Genomic DNA, 20,179 nt, shown 5'->3' on the forward strand with positions numbered 1-20,179 from the left:
GGGGATCTGCAAGGTATGCGCTTATTTTTTTGCCGTTTGAGGGGGAGACCATGAACCGGCGACGTTTTCGATTGAATGCCGTGCAGAATCTGGTGGTGAGCTTTGCCTGCCTGATCCTGGCTGGGGCGCTGCTGCTGATGCTGCCCATTTCGTCCCGGGACGGGCAGTGCCTGCCTTTTTTGGACGCGCTGTTTACGTCAGCTTCTGCGTCCTGTGTGACGGGACTGACGCTGTACGATACCATGACCCAGTTCACCTTGTTCGGGCAGGCGGTGCTGATGGTGCTCATCCAGATCGGCGGGTTGAGCTTTATGACGGTGTCCATTCTGGTGGCGCTGCTGCTGCACCGGCGCATCGGGCTGCACCGGCGCTCGGTGCTGATGGATTCCGTGGGAGCGCTGCAGATGGGCGGCGTGGTGCGGCTCACCCGCCGGGCTCTGCTGGTAACGGCTGCCTGTGAGGGAACCGGTGCCGTGCTGATGTCGTTGTGGTTTTGCCCGCGGTACGGTTTGCTGCAGGGGCTGTGGATGTCATTGTTCCACGCGGTGTCCGCCTTCTGCAATGCGGGATTTGACCTGCTGGGAGGCGGTACGTCCCTGATCCCCATTGCCGGGGAGCCTCTGCCCAATATCGTCATTATGGCGCTGATCACCTGCGGCGGACTGGGCTTTCTGGTGTGGGACGACATCCTGACCAACGGACGGCATCTGCGGCGTTACCGCCTGCACAGCAAGATCATGCTGACAGTGACAGCGGTGCTCATCGTGGGCGGTGCAGCGGGCTTCTATGTGCTGGAGCGGGAGAACGCCTTTGCGGGGGCCTCTGCGGGAGACCGGGTGCTGATGTCCTTTTTCCAGTCCGTCACCACCCGGACGGCGGGGTTCTTCTCTGTGGATCAGGCGTCCTTGAGTGAGAGCGGGACCCTTCTGACTATGGTGCTGATGTTCATTGGTGCGGGTTCCGGCTCCACCGGAGGCGGCATCAAGGTCAACACGTTCACGGTGATTTTGCTCAGCGCCTTTGCCCTGACCTTCCGCCGGGAGGACGTGAATATCTATCACCGGCGGCTGGATCAGGAGGATATCCGCAAGGCGTTTACCTCGGTCTGCGCGTATTTTACCACCTGTATCGTGGGCTGCATGGTTTTGTGTGTGGAGGGGATCGCCCTGGACGATGCCTTGTTTGAGAGCATTTCCGCCATCGGGACGGTGGGATTGAGCCGGGGCGTGACGGCCTCGCTGCCGGATCTTTCCAAAGTCGTCATTACCCTGCTGATGTTTGCCGGGCGGGTGGGCAGCATGTCGGTGGCCATGGCCATCACACCGGATCACCCCCGCCCCAAGCTGCGCAATGTCAGCGAGAAGATCCTGATCGGTTGAGAGAGGAGCATATGGGATGAAATCTTTTTTGGTAATCGGCCTTGGGCGCTTCGGCCGGCATTTGACGGATAAACTGGTGGATCTGGGCAATGAGGTCATGGTTCTGGATCAGGATGAGGAGCGGGTGGCCCGGATCTCCAATGTGGCCACCGCTGCCTGCGTGGGAGACTGCCAGGATGAACAGGTGCTGGCATCCCTGGGCGTGCGGAATTTTGACGCCTGCTTTGTGTGCATCAGCGACGATTTCCAGGCTTCCCTGGAGGCTACCGCCACCCTGAAAGACCTGGGGGCAAAGTGCGTGGTGGCCCGGGCGGACCGGGAAAAACAGATCAAATTCCTCAAGAAGATCGGCGCCGACTATGTGATCCATACGGAGATGGATATGGCTACCCGGGTGGCCATGCGATTCTCTGCTCAGAATCTCTTTGATTATTTTGAACTGACGCCACGCTATGCCGTCTTTGAGATGGAAGTCCCCAATGACTGGGAGGGCAAGACCGTAGCCCAGATGGATGTCCGCCGCCGCTACAATGTCAACATTCTGGGGCTCCGCACGGGAGATGAGATCGTTCCTTTGCTGGATCCGGAGTATGTTTTTACCCCGGATACCCATCTGATCATTGCCGGAGACAAGGAGGCGGGCCTGCGTCTGATGGGACAGGGCTGAAAAATCATCTTGTTTCCGCATGATTCGCCAAAAACTGCGCACCCTGAGACCGGGGGTGATCTTCATGCGGAAAAAGCACCGCGAGATGCCGGTGCTGCGGGTGGAGCTGGAAAAACGGCTTTGTCCACAGTTTGACCGGGATGGGATCGCGTTGTTTCCGGTGGCGGAGCCTGATGAAATGGGCTTCCGTGTGCTGGACGACTGCTGCGAGGAGCACATCCAATAAAAAAATTCCCCCTCATCTGAGGGGGAATTTTTTTGCTTTATCTCAGAGCTTCCAGACAGGAAAGGGGAACGGTCCGGCATTCCCGGTCCCGCAGAAGAAGCAGCACTTCCTCCAGTGTGGGAAGGGAGGGCATGGCCCCCATTCGGGAGACGGTAATGGCGGCGGTATGGCTGGCAAAGGCCATGGCCGACTCCAGGGACAGCCCGGTGGTCAATCCCACCGCCAGCGCTCCCACATAGGAGTCTCCTGCGGCGGTGGGATCCGCCACATGGGGCATCTGGACAATGGGGATGTACTGAATGCCGTCGGCCTTCACCACGGCGGAACCGTGGCCGCCCAGGGTAATGATGACATGTTCCACACCATAGCTGCAAAGCTTGGCGGCAATGGCCTCCAGATCCTCCTGCCGCAGGGCGCCGCCCTCTGTCCGCAGGGGGAGTCCCGTTTCCACAGAGGCCTCCTGCTCGTTGGGGATCATATAGGTCACAGACTGGAGCAGATGCTCATCCAGATCCGTGGCAGGAGCCGGGTTGAGCATCACCGGGACACCGGCCGCATGGGCCCATCCGGCCACAGCCCGGTTTACCTCCAGGGGGATCTCCAGCTGCAGCAGCACCATGTCATATGTATGGATGGTATCCCGGATCCAGGCCACATCCTCCAGGGTCAATGCGGCGTTGGCGCCCCGAATCACCACGATGCGATTTTGCGCCGTATGATCCGTTACCTCCAGCGTCACATGTCCTACGCCGGAGGAGATGCCGGGACGCACCACCACGTGGCTTACATCCACCCCGGACTTCCGGGGCGTTTCCAGCAGGTGCTGGCCGAAAAGGTCATCTCCCACGCAGCCCATCATGGTGACATCCGCTCCCAGCCGGGCGCATTGCAGGGCCTGGTTGGCACCCTTTCCACCGGGGGCCATGTGGAAGGATTTACCATAAACGGTCTGCCCGGAGGCAGGGACGCGCTCCGTGGTGGCGATGACATCCATCACGAAGCTGCCGACAACAAGAATTTTGGGTTTTCTGTGCATGTCTGATAACTCCTATGCGAAAGTAAACGATTAAGTTAATGAGACTATTATAAGACTTTACAAAAAAAATACAAGCCTTTTCGGAAAAGTTGTACCCCAAAAATGTTTGGGGGGACAGGTGCGCAGGCTCCACAATGCTGAAAAAATATGCCTTCCGGGAAAACCTTTCCCGGAAGGCATGGAACGTTGAAAGATCAGCTGCGGTTGCCGGAATTGGTGGTGTCCTTGAGCAGCACGTCGTGAGCGCCGCCCTCCACAATGGAGACGGAGGAGACCAGGGTCAGCTTGGCCTTGTCCCGCAGCTCCGGGATGGTCAGCGCGCCGCAGTTGCACATGGTGGAGCGGATCTTGGAGAGGGTGGTGGCCATGCCGTCCGCCAGGGCACCGGCATAGGGAACATAGGAGTCCACACCCTCTTCAAAGCTCAGCTTGGCGGCGCCGCCCAGATCGTAGCGCTGCCAGTTCCGGGCCCGGGCGCTGCCCTCGCCCCAGTATTCCTTCATATAGCTGCCGCCGATGAGGACCTTGCTGGTGGGGGATTCGTCAAACCGGGAGAAGTACCGGCCCAGCATGCAGAAGTCCGCGCCCATGGCCAGAGCCAGGGTGATGTGATAGTCCTGGACAATGCCGCCGTCGGCGCAGATGGGGACATAGATGCCGGTCTCCTCAAAATACTTGTCCCGCTCTGCCGCCACGTCGATGACCGCCGTGGCCTGGCCCCGGCCAATGCCCTTGGTCTCCCGGGTGATGCAGATGGAGCCGCCGCCGATGCCGATCTTCACAAAGTCAGCCCCGGCGTCTGCCAGGAAGCGGAAGCCCTCGCCGTCCACCACGTTGCCGGCGCCCACCTTCACGGTGTCGCCGTAGTGGTCCCGGATCCATTTGAGGGTACGCAGCTGCCACTCGGAATAGCCCTCGGAGGAGTCGATGACCAGCACGTCTACGCCGGCTTCCACCAGGGCGGGAACACGCTCGGCATAGTCCCGGGTGTTGATGCCGGCACCTACCACATAGCGCTTCTGGGAGTCCAGCAGTTCCAGGGGGTTGCCCTTGTGGGAGTCGTAGTCCTTGCGGAAGACGAAACTCACCAGGTGGCCGTCCGCCGTCAGGATGGGCAGGGCGTTGAGCTTGTGATCCCAGATGATGTCGTTGGCCTCCTTGAGGCTGGTGCCCTCAGGCGCGGAAACGATCTTGTCAATGGGGGTCATGAACTCCGAAACGGGCGCGGAGGGATCCATACGGCTGACACGGTAGTCACGGCTGGTGACAAGGCCCAGCATCTTGCCGGTGCCGGTACCGTCGTCGGTGACCGCCATAGTGGAGTGGCCGGTGCGCTCCTTCAGTGCCAGTACGTCTGCCAGGGTGTCCCCGATGCGCAGGTTGGAGTCGCTGGTGACAAAGCCCGCCTTGTAGGTTTTCACCTTGCGGACCATTTCCGCCTGCTCTTCAATGGGCTGGGAGACGTAGATAAAGGCGATGCCGCCCTCACGGGCCAGGGCAATGCCCATCTTCTCCCCGGAGACTGCCTGCATGACGGCGGAGACCATGGGGACATTCATGGTGAGGGAGGGTTCCTCGCCCCGCTTGAACTTTACCACCGGCGTCTTGAGAGAGACGTTGGCGGGGATGCACTCCGAGGAGGAGTAGCCGGGAACCAGCAGATATTCACTGAAGGTGCGGGAGGGTTCCTTGAAAAAATATGCCATGAGGCCACCTCGTTTCTATGATTTTTGTGGATTTGCATTAGGATACCACAAATTTAGGGAAAAGCAACGTCAAAGAGAGAAATAATCCTTGGCGGAATCGAACAAATGCAGATCGTACTGGCCGGGGACGTTCTGGTAGAGGCCCGGGCCGACGCGCTCGGAGTGGCCCATCTTGCCCAGAATCCGACCGTCGGGGGAGGTGATGCCCTCCACGGCCCAGGCGGAGCCGTTGGGATTGAAGGCGACGTCCATGGTGGGCATGCCCTCCAGGTCCACATACTGGGTGGCGATCTGGCCGTTTTCCGCCAGCTGGTTCAAAAGCTCGGGATTGCACAGGAAGCGGCCCTCACCATGGGAGATGGGGACGCTCACCACATCGCCCACCTGGACACGGCTGAGCCAGGGAGAGCGGTTGGAGGCCACCCGGGTGCGGACGATCTTGGACTGATGGCGGCCGATGACGTTATAGCTGAGGGTGGGGCAGGTGTCGTCGGTGTCCCGGATCTCGCCATAGGGCACCAGGCCCAGCTTGATGAGGGCCTGGAAGCCGTTGCAGATGCCCAGCATCAAGCCATCCCGGTTTTTCAGCAGATCCATAGTGGCGTCGGCAACCGCGCCGTTGCGGAAGAAGGCAGTGATGAACTTGCCGGAGCCGTCGGGCTCGTCGCCGCCGGAGAAGCCGCCGGGGACGAAGATGATCTGGCTTTCCCGAGCCGCCTTGGCAAAGCGGGCGGCAGAGTCTGCCACGTCGGCGGCGGAGCGGTTATTCAGCACCAGGATCTCCGGTACCAGGCCTGCACGCTCCACGGCCCGGGCGCTGTCGTACTCACAGTTGGTGCCGGGGAAGACGGGAATCAGCACCTTGGGGGCGGCGCAGCCCATCTTGGGGGCGCAGCGGGTGAAGGCGGGAGCCTCCAGCACCGGGATGGTCTCCGGCACCGTGGCGGTGCGCATGGGGAAGATGGCCTCCAGCGTCTCATCGTAGGGGCCGGAGAGCTCGGAAAGGGTCACGGACTCGCACTCGCAGCAGATGGAGCCGCTGGCGTTGGTGACACCCACGCAGACGCCGGTATCCAGATCCTCCGCCGTTTCCAGCAGTATGGCTGCCGGGCGGCGGGCAAAGAGATCCGCCGGCAGGAAGGCGTCGGTAAAGGAGAAGCCCAGGCCGTTGCCCATACAGCTTTTCATGACGGACACGGCGATGCCGCCAAAGCCCACCACGCTGGCGCTGAGGACCTTGCCTGCGGCGATGAGATCCTGAGCGGTATCCAGCACGCTGCGCAGGCTCTCGGGATTCAGGGCGCCGTCAGCTTCCGTCTCCGGGGCAAGCAGGTAGACCTTGTGGCCGGAGGCCTTGAACTCATTGGAGAGGATACGGTCCGTCTTGCCAACGGACACAGCGAAGGACACCAAGGTGGGAGGCACATCCAGGTCGTTGAAGGAGCCGGACATGGAGTCCTTGCCGCCGATGGCGGCGCACTGGAGATCCAGCTGCGCCGAGAGGGCACCCAGCAAGGCGGCCACGGGCTTGCCCCAGCGGCTGGGCTCTGTACCCAGCTTTTCAAAGTACTCCTGGAAAGACAGCCAGCACTGCTTGCGGTCACCGCCTGCGGCAATGACCTTGGCAACGGATTCCGCCACCGCCAGATAGGCGCCCCGGTAGGGGGAGGCGTCCATGACATGGGGGTCGCCGCCCCAGGCCATGATGGAGCAGGTGGTGGTCTCGTGGCCCAGCACCGGCAGTTTGGCTGCCATGGCCTGGGTGGGGGTCTTCTGGTACTTGCCGCCGAAGGGCATCAGCACGGAAGAGGCGCCGATGGTGGAGTCAAACCGCTCGCAAAGGCCCTGGCGGGAGCAGATATTGAGGTCCCCGGCCAGGGAGAGGAGGGTATCATGGAAGTTGGTGACGGGGACGGACTTGGGGGTAGTCGGTGCTTCCACCAGGGCGGAGGCCTCCTTGGCCGCGCCGTTGGTATCCAGGAAGGCGCGGCTCAGGTCTGCCACCACCTGGCCGTTCCAGCGCATGACCATGCGCCCGGTGTCGGTGACAGTGGCCACGATGGTGGATTCCAGGTTCTCCTCCCCGGCGATCTCCATGAAACGGGGCGCGTCCTTGGCCTCCACCACCACGGCCATGCGCTCCTGGGATTCGGAGATGGCCAGCTCTGTGGCGTCCAGGCCTTCGTACTTCTTGGGCACGGCGGAGAGGTCGATATCCAGGGAATCCGCCAGCTCGCCCACGGCCACGGACACGCCGCCGGCACCGAAGTCGTTGCAGCGCTTGATAAGGCGTACGGCCTCCGCATGGCGGAAGAGCCGCTGGAGCTTGCGCTCCTCCGGGGCGTTGCCCTTCTGCACTTCCGCGGAGCAGGTGGCCACGGACTTGGAGTCATGGCTCTTGGAGGAGCCGGTGGCGCCGCCGATGCCGTCCCGTCCGGTGCGGCCGCCCAGCAGAATTACCACGTCGCCGGGCTGGGGTACCTCCCGCCGCACACTGCCGGCAGGGACCGCGCCCACCACGGCGCCGATCTCCAGGCGCTTGGCGGCGTAGCCCTTGTGGTAGATCTCGTCCACCAGGCCCGTGGCAAGGCCGATCTGGTTGCCGTAGGAGCTGTAGCCGTTGGCGGCGGACTGGACGATCTTGCGCTGGGGGAGCTTGCCGGGAATGGTGTCGGCAATGGGGGTGCGGGGGTCCGCTGCGCCGGTGACCCGCATGGCCTGGTAGACATAGCCACGGCCTGCCAGAGGATCCCGGATAGCGCCGCCGATGCAGGTGGCTGCGCCGCCGAAGGGCTCGATCTCCGTGGGATGGTTGTGGGTCTCGTTTTTGAACAGCAGCAGCCAGGGCTTGTCCTCCCCGTCCTCGTCCACGTTGATCTTCACCGTGCAGGCGTTGATTTCCTCGGATTCGTCCAAGGCGGTGAGGGCGCCGGACTTTTTCAGGTACTTGGCGCCCCGGGTGCCCATGTCCATGAGGGTGATGGGCTTGGTGCCGGCGTTGGTCTCCTCCCGGACAGAGAGATAGCGGTCATAGGCTGCCTGGACCCGGGGGTCTTCAAAGGCGATGTCCTTGAGAACGGTGGAGAAGGTGGTGTGGCGGCAGTGGTCGGACCAGTAGGTATCCAGGATACGGATCTCCGTAATGGTGGGGTCCCGCTGCTCCCGGGCGAAATATGCCCGGCAGCACTGGAGGTCCCCCAGGTCCATGGCCAGGCCCAAAGAGGCGATGAGCCCCTCCAAAGCGGCGTCGTCCATGGCGGTGAAGCCTTCCAGCACCGCTGGGGGCGCGGGCTGGTCGATGTCCATGGCCAGGGAGTCCACCGGCTCCAGGGATGCCTCCCGGGCCTCCACAGGGTTGATGACATAGCGGCGCACGGCATCCACATCGGCAGCGGTGAGCTCACCGGAGAGCAGGTATACCTTGGCGGAGCGCACCGTGGGACGCTCCCCCTGGGTCAGCAGCTGGATGCACTGGCTGGCGGAGTCCGCCCGCTGGTCGAACTGTCCCGGCAGATACTCCACCGCAAAGGCGGCGAAGTCCCCGGCAGGCAGGGCCTCATACACGTCGTCCACCTGGGGCTCGGAGAGTACGGTGCCCACGGCCCGGCGGAAGGCGGCCTCGTCCAGGCCCTCCACGTCATAGCGGTTGAGCAGGCGCAGTCCCGTCAGGGCGGTGACGCCCAGCAGTGTGCGCAGTTCGTTCAAAAGTCCCGCGGCCTCCTGGCGCAGAGCGGGCTTTTTTTCCACATAGATCCTTCGTACCATGTTATTCCTCCGTCAGGCGCAGCGCCCGCTGACCGATGTCGCGGCGCAGGTATTTGCCTTCAAACTCAATGGTGTCCGCAGCGGCGTAGGCGTCAGAGAGGGCCTGCCGCAAGGTGGGAGCCGTGGCGGTGACGCCCAGCACCCGGCCGCCGGAGGTTACCAGGCGGCCGTTTTCCAATTTGTCTCCGGCGTGATAGACCGTGACGTTCTCCGGTACTGCATCAGGGAGTGTAATGACCTTGCCCTTTTCATAGTGGGCGGGATAGCCGCCGGAGGCCAGAATCACGCAGGCGGCAGCTCCATCGGACCACTCCACAGAGAGGTCTGCCAGGGTCTCGTTTTCCACAGCCTGCATGATAGTCAGCAGGTCCGTTTTCAGAAGGGGCAGCACTACCTGGGTCTCGGGGTCGCCGAAGCGGCAGTTGTATTCGATGACCTTGGGGCCGTCGGGAGTGAGCATCAGCCCGAAGTAGAGGCAGCCTTTGAAGGGGCAGCCCTCCGCCCTCATGGCTGCCAGGGTGGGCAGGAAGATGGTGTCCATGCAGCGCTGAGCCATCTCCGGGGTGTAGCAGGGGTTGGGGGCGATGGTGCCCATGCCGCCGGTGTTGAGGCCGGTGTCTCCTTCTCCTGCCCGCTTGTGGTCCATGGAGGAGACCATGGGGGCGATGGCGGTGCCGTCGGTAAAGGCCAGGACGCTGACCTCGGGACCGGTGAGGAACTCTTCCACCACGATCTCATTGCCGGAGGCGCCGAAAACCTTATCCTCCATGATGGACTTGACGGCCTCCTCCGCCTCAGCGAGGTTCTGAGGGATCAGCACACCCTTGCCCAGAGCCAGGCCGTCGGCCTTTACCACAATGGGGAAGGAGGCAGTGCGCAAATAGGCCAGGGCATCGTCAGGGTTGTCAAAGACCTCATAGCGGGCGGTGGGGATGCCGTACTTTTTCATCAGGTTCTTGGAGAAGACCTTGCTGGCTTCAATGCGGGCGGCCTTGGCGTCCGGGCCGAAGCAGGGGATGCCCACGGTGTGGAGGGCGTCCACACAGCCCAGGGCCAGGGGATCATCCGGGGCCACCACGGCAAAGCCGATGTCGTGGGACTTGGCAAAGTCCACGATGGCGGGGATATCCTTGGCGCCGATCTCCGGCACGCAGACAGCGTCGGCGGCGATGCCGCCGTTGCCCGGCAGGGCGTAGATGGTCTCTACCTCCGGGTTTTCCCGGAGTTTTTTGATAATGGCGTGCTCGCGGCCTCCGCCGCCCACCACCAGAAGATTCATGGCAACCTCCCAAATCAATCAAAGGTTAAGGGGTATTTCAAAAAAAGGTTTGCTGTGAGTGAGCTTTCGGGCTTCGCCCGGAAGCAGGGGATACGGAGTTTGCACGTCTCCCATCCTCCTCCCCGGGCAAACCAGCAAAGCGTTTGTCCGGGGAAAACGAGGAGCAGCGGAGTGAGTGCGCTTTCGGGTCTTGCCCGGAAGCAAAGGATACGGAGCTTGCGACGAGTTAATGGTGGAACAGCCGCATCCCCGTAAAGCACATGGTCATGCCGTATTTGTTGGCGGTTTCGATGACGTGGTCATCCCGGATGGAGCCGCCGGGCTCGGCGATGTACTGCACGCCGGACTTGCGGGCACGCTCCACATTGTCACCGAAGGGGAAGAAGGCATCGGACCCGCAGGTGACGCCGGACTGGGTGGCGATCCAGGCCTTTTTCTCCTCCTCTGTCAGCACCTCGGGCTTGACGGTGAAGGTCTGCTGCCACACGCCGTCCGCCAGAATGTCCTCATACTCGTCGGAGGTGTAGATATCGATGGCGTTGTCCCGGTCCGGGCGGCGGATACCCTCCACAAACTGGAGCCCCAGGACCTTGGGGTGCTGGCGCAGGTACCAGTTGTCGGCCTTGTTGCCGGCAAGACGTGTGCAGTGGATGCGGCTCTGCTGGCCGGCTCCCACGCCGATGGCCTGGCCGTCCTTCACATAGCACACGGAGTTGGACTGGGTATACTTGAGGGTGATGAGGGCCACGATCATGTCGATCTTGGCCTGCTGGGGCAGGTCCTTGTTCTCCGTGACGATGTTGGTGAGCAGGTCCTCGTCGATCTTGAAGTTGTTGCGGCCCTGCTGGAAGGTGACACCGAAGACGTCCTTGTACTCCTGGGGAGCGGGGACATAGTCCGGGTCGATCTGCACTACATTGTAGTTGCCCTTCTTCTTGGTCTTCAGGATTTCCAGGGCCTCGTCCGTGTAGCCGGGGGCAATGATGCCGTCGGAGACCTCGTACTTCAGGTACCGGGCGGTGGCGGCGTCGCACACGTCGGAGAGGGCTGCCCAGTCGCCGTAAGAGCACAGGCGGTCGGCGCCCCGGGCACGGATGTAGGCACAGGCGATGGGGGTGAGCTCTGCCGTTTCGTCGACGAAGTAGATTTTCTTATCCACATCGGAGAGGGGCAGGCCCACGGCAGCGCCGGCAGGGGAGACATGCTTGAAGGACGCGGCGGCAGGGAGGCCCGTGGCGGCCTTGAGCTCCTTGACCAGCTGCCAGGAGTTCAGGGCGTCCAGAAAGTTGATATAGCCGGGCTTGCCGTTGAGGACGGTAATGGGCAGGTCGCCGCCGTCACGCATAAAGATGCGGGAGGGCTTTTGATTGGGGTTGCAGCCGTATTTGAGTTCCAGTTCGTTCATGTGTCCCGCTCCTTTTACTGATTTTTGTTGAGAATGCGCTGGGTATAGGTGTTGGTCTCCAGATCCGTGAAGCGGACGAACAGGGAGATCTTGTTGTCGGGGTTCAGGTTTTCCCACACAGCGGCGGTGAAAGCGTCGATATCGCCGGTGATGGCTACCCGCTCCGGCTCACCCTGGAAGGTGGGGATGGGGTTGCCGTCGGTGACGTAGGTATGGAGGAAGTGGCCCACGCCTGCCTGGCCGGGATACTCGAAGGTCTGGCGCACGCAGGCGGAGCCCTCCGGGTCGGCAGATTTCAAAATGGAGAGCTTGTAGCTGCCGTCGGGGCTCAGCAGGCCGGAGATCCGGGGGGTCCAGTTGGGGCCGTCCGGCTCGAATTCCCGGGTGCGCAGGGCCTGCTCCATGGGGAGGCCCCGCTCCAGGAACTCCAGAATGGTGTCCGTCTGGTCGCCGTTGGTGACGATGAGGCCCCGGCCCATCTGACGGACGGGATGGTAGATGATGAGGCTGGGGTCCTCCAGCTTGGAGGGATCATAGGCCTCGGTGCGGATGCCGTCGGGCTCCTCCACAAAGACGCGGTTGCGGCTGTTGACGCTGCGGCCCATGATGAAGTAGGCGGCCACGGACTGCTTGCCGTCCGCCGTCTTGCCCAGCACGATGCCCCGGCCGGGGTAGGGATTGGTGTTCAGCAGGGTATTCAGATCGTTGATGGCGTAGATATCCATATACTCATTCCCTCTCTTTCACAAGTTCCGCGCTGAGCTGTTCCGCCGCCTGGGGCAGCAGCACCCATTCTGCCTGCTCCATCACCCGCCGCTGCAGCACCTCCGGCGTGTCACCGGGGAGAATCTCCACGGCCTTTTGCAGCAGGATGCGGCCGCCGTCGGGGATCTCGTTGACCAGGTGCACGGTGGCGCCGGTGACCTTCACGCCCCGGCTCAATGCCGCCTCATGGACCTTGAGCCCGTAGAAGCCCTTTCCGCAGAAGGAGGGGATCAGGGAGGGGTGGACGTTGAGGATCCGCTCCGGCCAGCGGGAGACGAAGTCTGCAGACAAAATGGACAAGAAGCCAGCCAGGATGATGATGTCAGCCTGGTACTCCGTGAGCTTTTCCTCCAGTGCCGTCTCAAATTCTGCCTGGGTCATGGCCTTGCGGGGGACGGCGAAGCCGGGGACGCCGTGGTTTTTTGCCCGCTCCAGGGCGTAGGCCCCCTCTGCACTGGAGAGCACCACCACGATCTCCCCGTGGGGGATGGAGCCGGATTCCTGGGCCTTGAGCAGAGCCTCCAGATTGGTGCCGCCGCCGGAGACCAGAACGGCGATACGGGCCTTTTTCAGCATAACACCACCCGCTCCTCGCCGGAGACGATCTCGCCCATGACGTAGGCGTCGCAGCCCTGTGCATGCAGGGTGGTCAAAGCTGTGGCGGAGTCGGCCTGAGAAACCACCAGCACCATGCCCACGCCCATGTTGTAGGTGTTGAACATGTCCCGCTCCGGGATCTCTCCCTTGCTCTGGAGCATGGAGAAGATGGGAGGCGTCCGCAGGGAAGCCTTGTCGATCTTAGCGGTGAGGCCATCCGGCAGGCACCGGGGGAGGTTTTCATAGAAGCCGCCGCCGGTGATGTGGCTGACGCCCTTGACGGTGACAGCCTCCATGCAGGCGAGGACCGGCTTGACATAGATGCGGGTGGGGGTCAGCAGTGCCTCACCGATGGTGCAGCCCAGCTCTCCGGAGTAGAGGCCCAGGTCCGCGTGCTCCACGTCGAAGACCTTACGCACCAGGGAATAGCCGTTGGAGTGGATGCCGGAGGAGGGCAGGGCGATGAGCACGTCGCCGGGGACCATGGCGGAGTGGTCGATGACCTTGGCCTTGTCCACCACGCCCACGGAGAAGCCCGCCAGATCATAGTCGTCAGCGGCCATCATGCCCGGGTGCTCGGCGGTCTCGCCGCCGATGAGGGCGCAGCCTGCCTGGACGCAGCCCTCCGCCACGCCGGAGACGATGTCCGCCACCTTCTCCGGGATGTTCTTGCCGATGGCGATGTAGTCCAGGAAGAAAATGGGCTTGGCGCCGCAGCAGATGATGTCGTTGACGCACATGGCCACGCAGTCGATGCCCACGGTGTCATGCTTGTCCAGCAGCTGGGCGATGCGCAGCTTGGTGCCCACGCCGTCGGTGCTGGAGACCAGCACCGGCTCTTTCATACCGGTAAAGTCCGGGGCGAAGAGTCCGCCGAAGCCTCCAATGTCGGAGACCACGCCGGGGATCAGCGTGCGCTCCACGTGCTTGCGCATGAGCTTGACGCCCTGATAGCCTGCTTCAATATCAACGCCGGCGGCGGCGTAGGACGCGGAGTGGGAGTTTTCCATGTCGATGCCCTCCAGTTCTTGAAAATAGGGGACCGGGGAAGGAGACCCCAAAGGGGTCATTCCTTCCCGGTCCAGCAATAGGTGCAGATCTTGTCGCGGTCGATGCCGATAGCCTCCAGCAGTCCGTCCAGGGACTGATAGCCCAGAGAGTCGAAGCCCAGCTTCTGGCAGATGCTCTTGAGCAGGCACCCTCCACGCTCCGTGGTGGCATCCGCATACTCCTCCAGGTGCTGCTGGCCCTCGTCACCCTCCAGTTCCTGCACGGTGCGCCGGGCCAGCAAATCCATATCGGAGTTGCTGCGGGAGAAGTTCAGGTACTTGCAGCCGTACATGACCGGGGGACAGGCGGAGCGCATGTGGACCTCCTCGGCGCCGCTGGCGTAGAGGAATTCCACCGTTTCCCGCAGCTGGGTGCCCCGGACGATAGAATCGTCCACAAAGAGGAGCTTCTTCCCTTCAATGAGCTCGGGCACGGGGATCTGCTTCATTTTGGCCACCTGGTTGCGGACCTCCTGACTGGTGGGCATGAAGGAACGGGGCCAGGTGGGGGTGTATTTCACAAAGGGACGGGCAAAGGGTTTGCCGCTGCGGTTGGCAAAGCCGATGGCGTGGGGCACGCCGGAGTCCGGTACGCCCGCCACGTAATCCACCTTGGGCAGCATCCCCCGGGCCACCTCGTCCCGGGCCATGATCTCGCCGTTGCGGTAGCGCATGACCTCCACGTTGACTCCCTCGTAATTGGAGTTGGGATAGCCGTAATAGGTCCAGAGGAAGGCGCAGATGCGCATTTTGTCTCCGGCGGGAACCAGGGACTCGCAGCCCTCCGCCGTGATCTTCACGATCTCCCGGGGGCCCAGTTCATAGGCGGTGTGGTAGCCCAGCTTCTGGTAGGCGAAAGACTCGAAGGAGACGCAGTAACCGTCATCATTCTGGCCTACCAGCACCGGAAGGCGGCCCAGCTTGTCCCGGGCGGCGATGATGCCCTCCGGCGTCAGGATCAAAATGGTGGCGGAGCCGTTGATGACCTCCTGGGCATGTTGGATGCCCTCCACCAGGGAGTCGCATTGGTTGATGAGAGCGGCAATGAGCTCCGTCTCGTTGATCTTGCCGCTGCTCATGGCCATGAATTGATGGCCCTTTTCTGAAAAATACTTGTCTACCAGATCCTGGGCGTTGGTGATGATGCCCACGGTGGTGATGGCATACAGGCCCAGATGGGAGCGCACCAGCAGAGGCTGGGGGTCTGTGTCGGAGATGCAGCCGATGCCGCTGCAGCCGTGGAACTCCGCCAGGTCCGACTCGAACTTGGTGCGGAAGGGAGTGTTTTCAATGTTATGGATCTGCCGCTGGAAGCCAGTGTTGGCATCGTAAATGGCCATGCCGCCCCGGCGGGTGCCTAGGTGGGAGTGGTAATCCACACCGAAGAAGATGTCCAGCACGCAGTCCCGCTTGGAGATCGCGCCAAAAAATCCGCCCATGCCTTACTTGTCCCCCATGAGACGGCGCATGACCTCTTCGTAGGCCTCCTCGGCGCCGCCCAGATCCCGGCGGAAACGGTCCTTGTCCAGCTTCTCGTGGGTCTTTTCATCCCACAGACGGCAGGTGTCGGGGCTGATCTCGTCGGCCAGGACGATGGTTCCGTCGCTGGTCTTGCCGAACTCCAGCTTGAAGTCCACCAGGTCGATGCCGATCTCCTTCATGAAGCCCTTGAGCAGATCGTTGACGGCAAAGGCGTACTGCTTGATGAGGTCGATCTCCTCACGGGTGGCCAGCTTCAGGGCCAGGGCGTGATACTCGTTGAGCAGGGGGTCGCCCAGATCGTCGTTCTTGTAGGAGAATTCAATGGTGGGGGCGTCGAACACGATGCCCTCTTCCACGCCGTAACGCTTGGCGAAGGAGCCGGCGGAGATGTTGCGGATGATGACCTCCAGCGGCACGATGGAGACCTTCTTCACCACCGTTTCCCGGTCGCTGAGCTCCTCCACAAAGTGGGTGGGGATGCCCTGCTCCTCCAGACGGCGCATGAGGTTGTTGGTCATGCGGTTGTTGATGGCGCCCTTGCCGGTGATGGTGCCCTTTTTGAGCCCGTTGAAGGCGGTGGCGTCATCCTTGTAGGAGACAATGAGCAGGTTGGGATCATCGGTGGCGAAAACCTTCTTGGCCTTTCCTTCGTAAAGCTGTTCGCGCTTTTCCATGGTGAATCTCTCCTTGTTTTTATATAAAATTTAAGAGCTTGCGCAATGGGAATCCGGGAGCTTATTTCTTCAGCTCGTTTTGCAGGGCTTGTTCCTTCTGGGCAATCTGGGATGCCATCTTCTGCCGGGTGATCTCCAGCTTGGCGGCCAGCGTGTCGTCAGAGACAGCCAGGATCTCCGCCGCCAGGATGGCGGCGTTCTTTGCACCGTTGATGGCCACGGTGGCCACGGGGATCCCGCTGGGCATTTGCACGGTGGAGAGCAGGGCGTCCAGCCCGTCCATGGCTCCGCCCCGCAGGGGGATACCGATAATGGGCAGCGTGGTGTTGGCGGCAAAGGCCCCCGCCAGGTGGGCGGCCATGCCGGCAGCGCAGATCAGTACGCCAAAACCGTTGGCCCGGGCATTTTTGGAAAAGTCCGCAGCCTGGGCGGGAGTGCGGTGGGCGCTGAGAATATGGGCCTCAAAGGGAATGTCCAGAGCGTCCAGCTGGGCGCAGGTCTGCTGAACGACGGGCCAGTCCGAGTCGGAGCCCAGGATAACGGCGACTTTTTTCATGATCGAATCTCCTTTTCCGTTAAAGCTTTTTGCGCATCACCGTGTGCCGGAAGATGCCGTCGGCAAAGTATTCACTGGAACAAAACACCGGCTTGCCGTCGATGTCGAAATCCACCTCTTCCATATTCAAAAGAGGAGCGCCCACAGGCACCTGAAAGACCTCGCTGAGGGCGGCGTCCGCCACGGTGGGACGCACATCCGTCAGGTCCATATAGGGGTTGACGCCGCAGAAACGCTGCAGAAAGTGGAAAATGGGAAGCTTGAAATCCTTGATGGTGTAATTGCCCCGGGCCAGTGCCTTTTCCACCACGTCCTCACAGTAGATGGCGGGACGGCCGTCGGCCGTGCACAGGCGGGCGACCCGGATAATGGGGGTCCCCTCCGGAATCTGGAGCTGCTGGGCGATCCGCTTGTCCGCCGTGCCGTCGGATACCCGGACGTAGGCTACCGCCGCCTCGTGGCCGTTCTGGCGGATCATGTCCAGAAACTCCACCTCAATATCCATACGGGTCTGGGCGTTGAGCACGTGACGGTTGATGATGGTGCCCACGCCGTGGCGGCGGGTGATAAAGCCCTCCCGTTCCAGGGAGGCCAGGATGTCCCGCAGCTGTGTGCGGCTGATACCCAGCTTCTCTGCCAGAACGCTCTCCCGGGGAAGCCGGGCGCAGTCGGCGTACTCGCCGCTTCTCATGGCGGAGAGCAGCTGGGAGCGGATGGTTTTTGCCTGGGAAGGCTGACTGCTCATGATTCTTCACCTCGTTCGATTCTTCTCAAAAGGTACTACCACAAGAAAGGTCGTACCTATTGTATCGGATTTGGACCCGCCCCGCAATAGACAAATTCGACAGTTTCCCCCAGAGGATTCTGTCAGGGACTTGTATAGGGTGCCGCGGAGTGGGAAGAACAGGGAATCCGGCGGAGGAAAGGCGTGTTTTCGTGAAATCTGCGTCTGGATATTTCACGGACGCATGATATAATGGATACAAAATTTTGTGGGTTGTACCATGGAAAGAAGGAACCGGTATGAAAATCTTGATCCTGGGGGCTCAAGCCCGGTACGAGCGCTATATGCCGCACCTGCCGTTTATCCGGCAGCAGGAACTGGTGTTTATGGATAAGGAGAGCAGCGAGGCCCAGATTCTGGCTGCGGCGGCAGACGCAGATATTTTGTTTGTGGATGCAATTACCCCCGTTTCCGGTACGCTGATGGCGCAGATGCCGGGCTTGAAGCTGGTACACTCCGAAGGCGTGGCTTACGATAAGATCGACCTTGCCGCCGCCCGGGCCCGGGGCATCGATGTGTGCAACAACCGGGGCTGCAACGCCGGCGCCGTGGCGGAGCAGGCCGTTTTGCTGATGCTGATGCTGCTGCGTCAGGAGCTGGAAGGAGACCGGGCTGTCCGGGAGGGACGGCAGATGGAGATGAAGGAGCGCTGCATGCGTGAGGGCCTGCGGGAGCTGTCGGAGTGCCGGGTAGGCCTCATCGGCTTCGGAGATATCGCCAAGGCCACGGCCCAGCGGCTGGCCCCCTTTGGATGCGAGGTGTTCTACAACTCCCGGCATCGCCGCAGCCGGGACGAGGAGGAGACGTTCGGTGTCACCTACCTCTCCCAGGAGGAACTGGTGTCTTCCTGCGACATCGTGAGCCTCCACTGCGCCGTGACGGACCAGACCCGGAACATGGTGAACACGGCCTTTTTGCAGCGGATGAAGTCCACGGCGTATCTCATCAACACCGCCCGGGGTGATCTGGTGGACAACCAGGCCCTGCGGGAGGCCCTGATGGCCGGGACCATCGCCGGCGCGGGCTTGGACACTGTGGCGCCGGAGCCGGTGGCGGCGGATCATCCCCTGGTGACCATGCCCGCCCCCGGCCGGGATCGCCTGGTGTTCTCTCCCCATCTGGGGGGCATCACCGAGGGCAGCTTCCGCCGGGCACACCTGCACATGTGGCGCAACGCCGAGCGGGTGGCTGACGGCCACCGCCCGGACAACATTGTAAACGGAGAACAGTAAGTTATGAAGAACATTGTCCTGATCGGCATGCCCGGCACGGGAAAGAGCGTGGTGGGCCGGGCCCTGGCCCAGCGGCTGGACTACACCTTCGTGGATGTGGATGACCTGATCGTGGAAAAGACGGGGAAGACCCTGCCGGAGATTTTACGCACCCAGGGCCTGGAGGCCTTCCTGGCCATTGAGGAGCAGGTGGGACAATCCCTGGAGTGTTCCAACACGGTGGTGGCTACCGGAGGCAGCATGGTGCTCTCGGAAAAGGCCATGGAGCATCTCCGCTCCAACGGCGTGGCGGTCTGGCTGGAGACGCCCCTCTCCCGCATCGACAGCCGTATGCCCCAGGATCTGGTGGATCGGGGCATCGCCGCTCCTGCGGGCCTCACCATCCGGGAGATCTACTGCCAGCGGGAGCCCCTTTATGCCCGGTACGCGGATCTCATCGTGGCCAGCCGGGAAGGGGAGGACGATACCGCCCGGATGGTGGAAGAGGTCATGCGGACGGTGGGTGTAGCGCTGTAAAAAAGTCCGCCGTATGCAACAAACGCAGGGCTCTTTTCGTCTTTTGTGTTATGAGGATTCATTTTACAGAAATGGAGACAAAGCATATGAAAAGAAGAATGGGAGTTTGGAAACGGATTCTGGTATGTGTGTGCGCCGCTGCGCTGCTGGGCGGCGCGGCTTCCGCCGTGGAGGGGACGGCTGCAGCATCTTCCGGGGTAACCCGGGGAGCCTTTATCCAGGCCCTGTACCGGGCCCATGTGACCAATGGCGGCGCAGCGGTAGAGAGCGCCGGGAATCCCGCGCCCTTTTCTGATGTGGGGGTATGGTCGCAGTATTTTGAGGCGCTGTGCTGGGCCAAGGGCGCAGGGATCGCCGGGGGGTATGCCGGCGGTACGTTCCGACCGGAGCAGACCATCACCCGGGAACAGGCAGCAGTGATGCTTTACCGCTACGGCAAGGCGGCGGATCGCCCGCTGCAGCCTGCGTCCTCCCAGGCTCTGGAGGGATACGCAGACGCTGCAACGATTCCCCCATGGAGCAAAGAGGCAGTGGAGTGGGCCGTGGGCAACGGCCTGTGGTACTCCGGCAGCGCCACCCTGCTCAAGTGTTCCGGCACGGTGACCAAGGATGAGTTGACGGCCCTGATGGAGCGGCTTTTCCGGAGCGGGATCTATCCGGCGTTTACCGTGGTATCCACGGTTCCCGGGCTGACCATGACGGCACAGGAGAGCTCTGCCAAAGGAGCGACGTTGTTCCTTACCAATCAGACAGACAAGAATGCCTTTTACGGGGAGGATTACAGCCTTCTCCGGCGGATCAACGGAGGATGGTACCAGGTCAGCGGGGAGATGGACGTGACCGCCGTTGCCCATGAGCTGCTGGCGGGACAGAGCGGAACAGTTACCGTCAGCTGGGGCGAAATGCCCTGGGGCGGCAGCCTTTCTGCCGGAACCTACCGGGTGGTGAAAAGTGTGACACTGGGAGGAGAAGATCTGACCCTGGGAGCGGATTTTACCGTGTCATAAGAGGAGCGGCCCAAGAAAAAGCAAAAGCGGGGAGCCGGATCCTGGGATCCGGCT

General features: G+C 62.0%; 18 protein-coding genes. 6 read left to right on the forward strand and 12 right to left on the reverse strand.

The annotated features are described in order from the left end of the window. The first annotated feature begins 50 nt into the window (after window positions 1-50). From ACT67G_RS03665 to ACT67G_RS03675, 3 genes are all read left to right on the forward strand, one after another. Window positions 51-1,379 (forward strand): TrkH family potassium uptake protein, encoded by a 1,329-nt coding sequence (locus tag ACT67G_RS03665; RefSeq protein WP_443663035.1) that lies wholly within the window; start codon window positions 51-53, stop codon window positions 1,377-1,379. Window positions 1,380-1,395: 16 nt separating this feature from the next. Further along, complete coding sequence (locus tag ACT67G_RS03670) at window positions 1,396-2,046, forward strand: potassium channel family protein (protein WP_325244164.1); 651 nt, start codon at window positions 1,396-1,398, stop codon at window positions 2,044-2,046. A gap of 64 nt (window positions 2,047-2,110) precedes the next feature. Further along, on the forward strand, window positions 2,111-2,272 hold the full coding sequence (locus ACT67G_RS03675) for a hypothetical protein (RefSeq protein ID WP_443663036.1): 162 nt from the start codon (window positions 2,111-2,113) through the stop codon (window positions 2,270-2,272). Between the two features lie 37 nt (window positions 2,273-2,309). Here ACT67G_RS03675 and ACT67G_RS03680 read toward each other — a convergent pair whose 3' ends face one another. The 12 genes from ACT67G_RS03680 to ACT67G_RS03735 all read right to left on the reverse strand — a co-directional run bounded on the left by ACT67G_RS03680 (window position 2,310) and on the right by ACT67G_RS03735 (window position 17,331). After that, on the reverse strand, window positions 2,310-3,308 hold the full coding sequence (locus tag ACT67G_RS03680; protein ID WP_325244160.1) for a ribokinase: 999 nt from the start codon (window positions 3,306-3,308) through the stop codon (window positions 2,310-2,312). Window positions 3,309-3,502: 194 nt separating this feature from the next. Next, complete coding sequence (locus tag ACT67G_RS03685; RefSeq protein ID WP_443663037.1) at window positions 3,503-5,014, reverse strand: IMP dehydrogenase; 1,512 nt, start codon at window positions 5,012-5,014, stop codon at window positions 3,503-3,505. Window positions 5,015-5,083: 69 nt separating this feature from the next. Then, entirely contained in the window at window positions 5,084-8,779 is a 3,696-nt protein-coding gene (locus ACT67G_RS03690; RefSeq protein WP_443663038.1) for a phosphoribosylformylglycinamidine synthase, read from the reverse strand. A gap of 1 nt (window position 8,780) precedes the next feature. Beyond that, the gene (purD, locus tag ACT67G_RS03695; RefSeq protein WP_443663039.1) at window positions 8,781-10,058 is read right to left on the reverse strand and encodes a phosphoribosylamine--glycine ligase; all 1,278 of its coding nucleotides are present in this window, start codon (window positions 10,056-10,058) and stop codon (window positions 8,781-8,783) included. Between the two features lie 226 nt (window positions 10,059-10,284). Beyond that, on the reverse strand, window positions 10,285-11,463 hold the full coding sequence (locus ACT67G_RS03700) for a phosphoribosylaminoimidazolecarboxamide formyltransferase (protein ID WP_443663040.1): 1,179 nt from the start codon (window positions 11,461-11,463) through the stop codon (window positions 10,285-10,287). A gap of 14 nt (window positions 11,464-11,477) precedes the next feature. Next, on the reverse strand, window positions 11,478-12,188 hold the full coding sequence (locus ACT67G_RS03705) for an IMP cyclohydrolase (protein WP_443663041.1): 711 nt from the start codon (window positions 12,186-12,188) through the stop codon (window positions 11,478-11,480). 4 nt (window positions 12,189-12,192) lie between these two features. Then, complete coding sequence (gene purN, locus ACT67G_RS03710; RefSeq protein WP_443663042.1) at window positions 12,193-12,804, reverse strand: phosphoribosylglycinamide formyltransferase; 612 nt, start codon at window positions 12,802-12,804, stop codon at window positions 12,193-12,195. Next, window positions 12,798-13,835 carry a phosphoribosylformylglycinamidine cyclo-ligase gene (gene purM / locus ACT67G_RS03715; RefSeq protein ID WP_443663043.1) on the reverse strand — a complete coding sequence of 346 codons (1,038 nt, stop codon included), beginning with the start codon at window positions 13,833-13,835 and terminating at the stop codon, window positions 12,798-12,800. The genes purN and purM overlap by 7 nt, the downstream gene beginning before the upstream one ends. 56 nt (window positions 13,836-13,891) lie before the next feature. Then, a complete protein-coding gene (locus tag ACT67G_RS03720) occupies window positions 13,892-15,313 on the reverse strand; it encodes an amidophosphoribosyltransferase (RefSeq protein WP_443663044.1) in 1,422 nt (473 codons plus the stop codon). A gap of 3 nt (window positions 15,314-15,316) precedes the next feature. Then, window positions 15,317-16,030: a phosphoribosylaminoimidazolesuccinocarboxamide synthase gene (purC, locus tag ACT67G_RS03725; protein ID WP_443663045.1), complete on the reverse strand. Its 714-nt coding sequence runs from the start codon at window positions 16,028-16,030 to the stop codon at window positions 15,317-15,319. A 61-nt stretch (window positions 16,031-16,091) separates the two neighbouring features. After that, window positions 16,092-16,589, reverse strand: a complete 498-nt coding sequence (gene purE, locus ACT67G_RS03730; protein WP_325247672.1) for a 5-(carboxyamino)imidazole ribonucleotide mutase — start codon at window positions 16,587-16,589, stop codon at window positions 16,092-16,094. Between the two features lie 16 nt (window positions 16,590-16,605). Beyond that, window positions 16,606-17,331, reverse strand: coding sequence for a GntR family transcriptional regulator (locus ACT67G_RS03735; protein ID WP_443663046.1), 726 nt, complete (start codon window positions 17,329-17,331; stop codon window positions 16,606-16,608). A gap of 278 nt (window positions 17,332-17,609) precedes the next feature. Here ACT67G_RS03735 and ACT67G_RS03740 point away from each other — a divergent pair, with 278 nt between their 5' ends. From ACT67G_RS03740 to ACT67G_RS03750, 3 genes are all read left to right on the forward strand, one after another. Continuing rightward, on the forward strand, window positions 17,610-18,602 hold the full coding sequence (locus ACT67G_RS03740; protein ID WP_325247669.1) for a 2-hydroxyacid dehydrogenase: 993 nt from the start codon (window positions 17,610-17,612) through the stop codon (window positions 18,600-18,602). Between the two features lie 3 nt (window positions 18,603-18,605). Further along, window positions 18,606-19,118 carry a shikimate kinase gene (locus tag ACT67G_RS03745; protein ID WP_443663047.1) on the forward strand — a complete coding sequence of 171 codons (513 nt, stop codon included), beginning with the start codon at window positions 18,606-18,608 and terminating at the stop codon, window positions 19,116-19,118. A gap of 86 nt (window positions 19,119-19,204) precedes the next feature. Continuing rightward, window positions 19,205-20,125, forward strand: coding sequence for an immunoglobulin-like domain-containing protein (locus ACT67G_RS03750; protein WP_325247671.1), 921 nt, complete (start codon window positions 19,205-19,207; stop codon window positions 20,123-20,125). The last annotated feature ends 54 nt before the right edge of the window (window positions 20,126-20,179 follow it).

The organism is Dysosmobacter sp. (assembly GCF_052306735.1).
Classification (GTDB): Bacteria; Bacillota; Clostridia; order Oscillospirales; family Oscillospiraceae; genus Oscillibacter.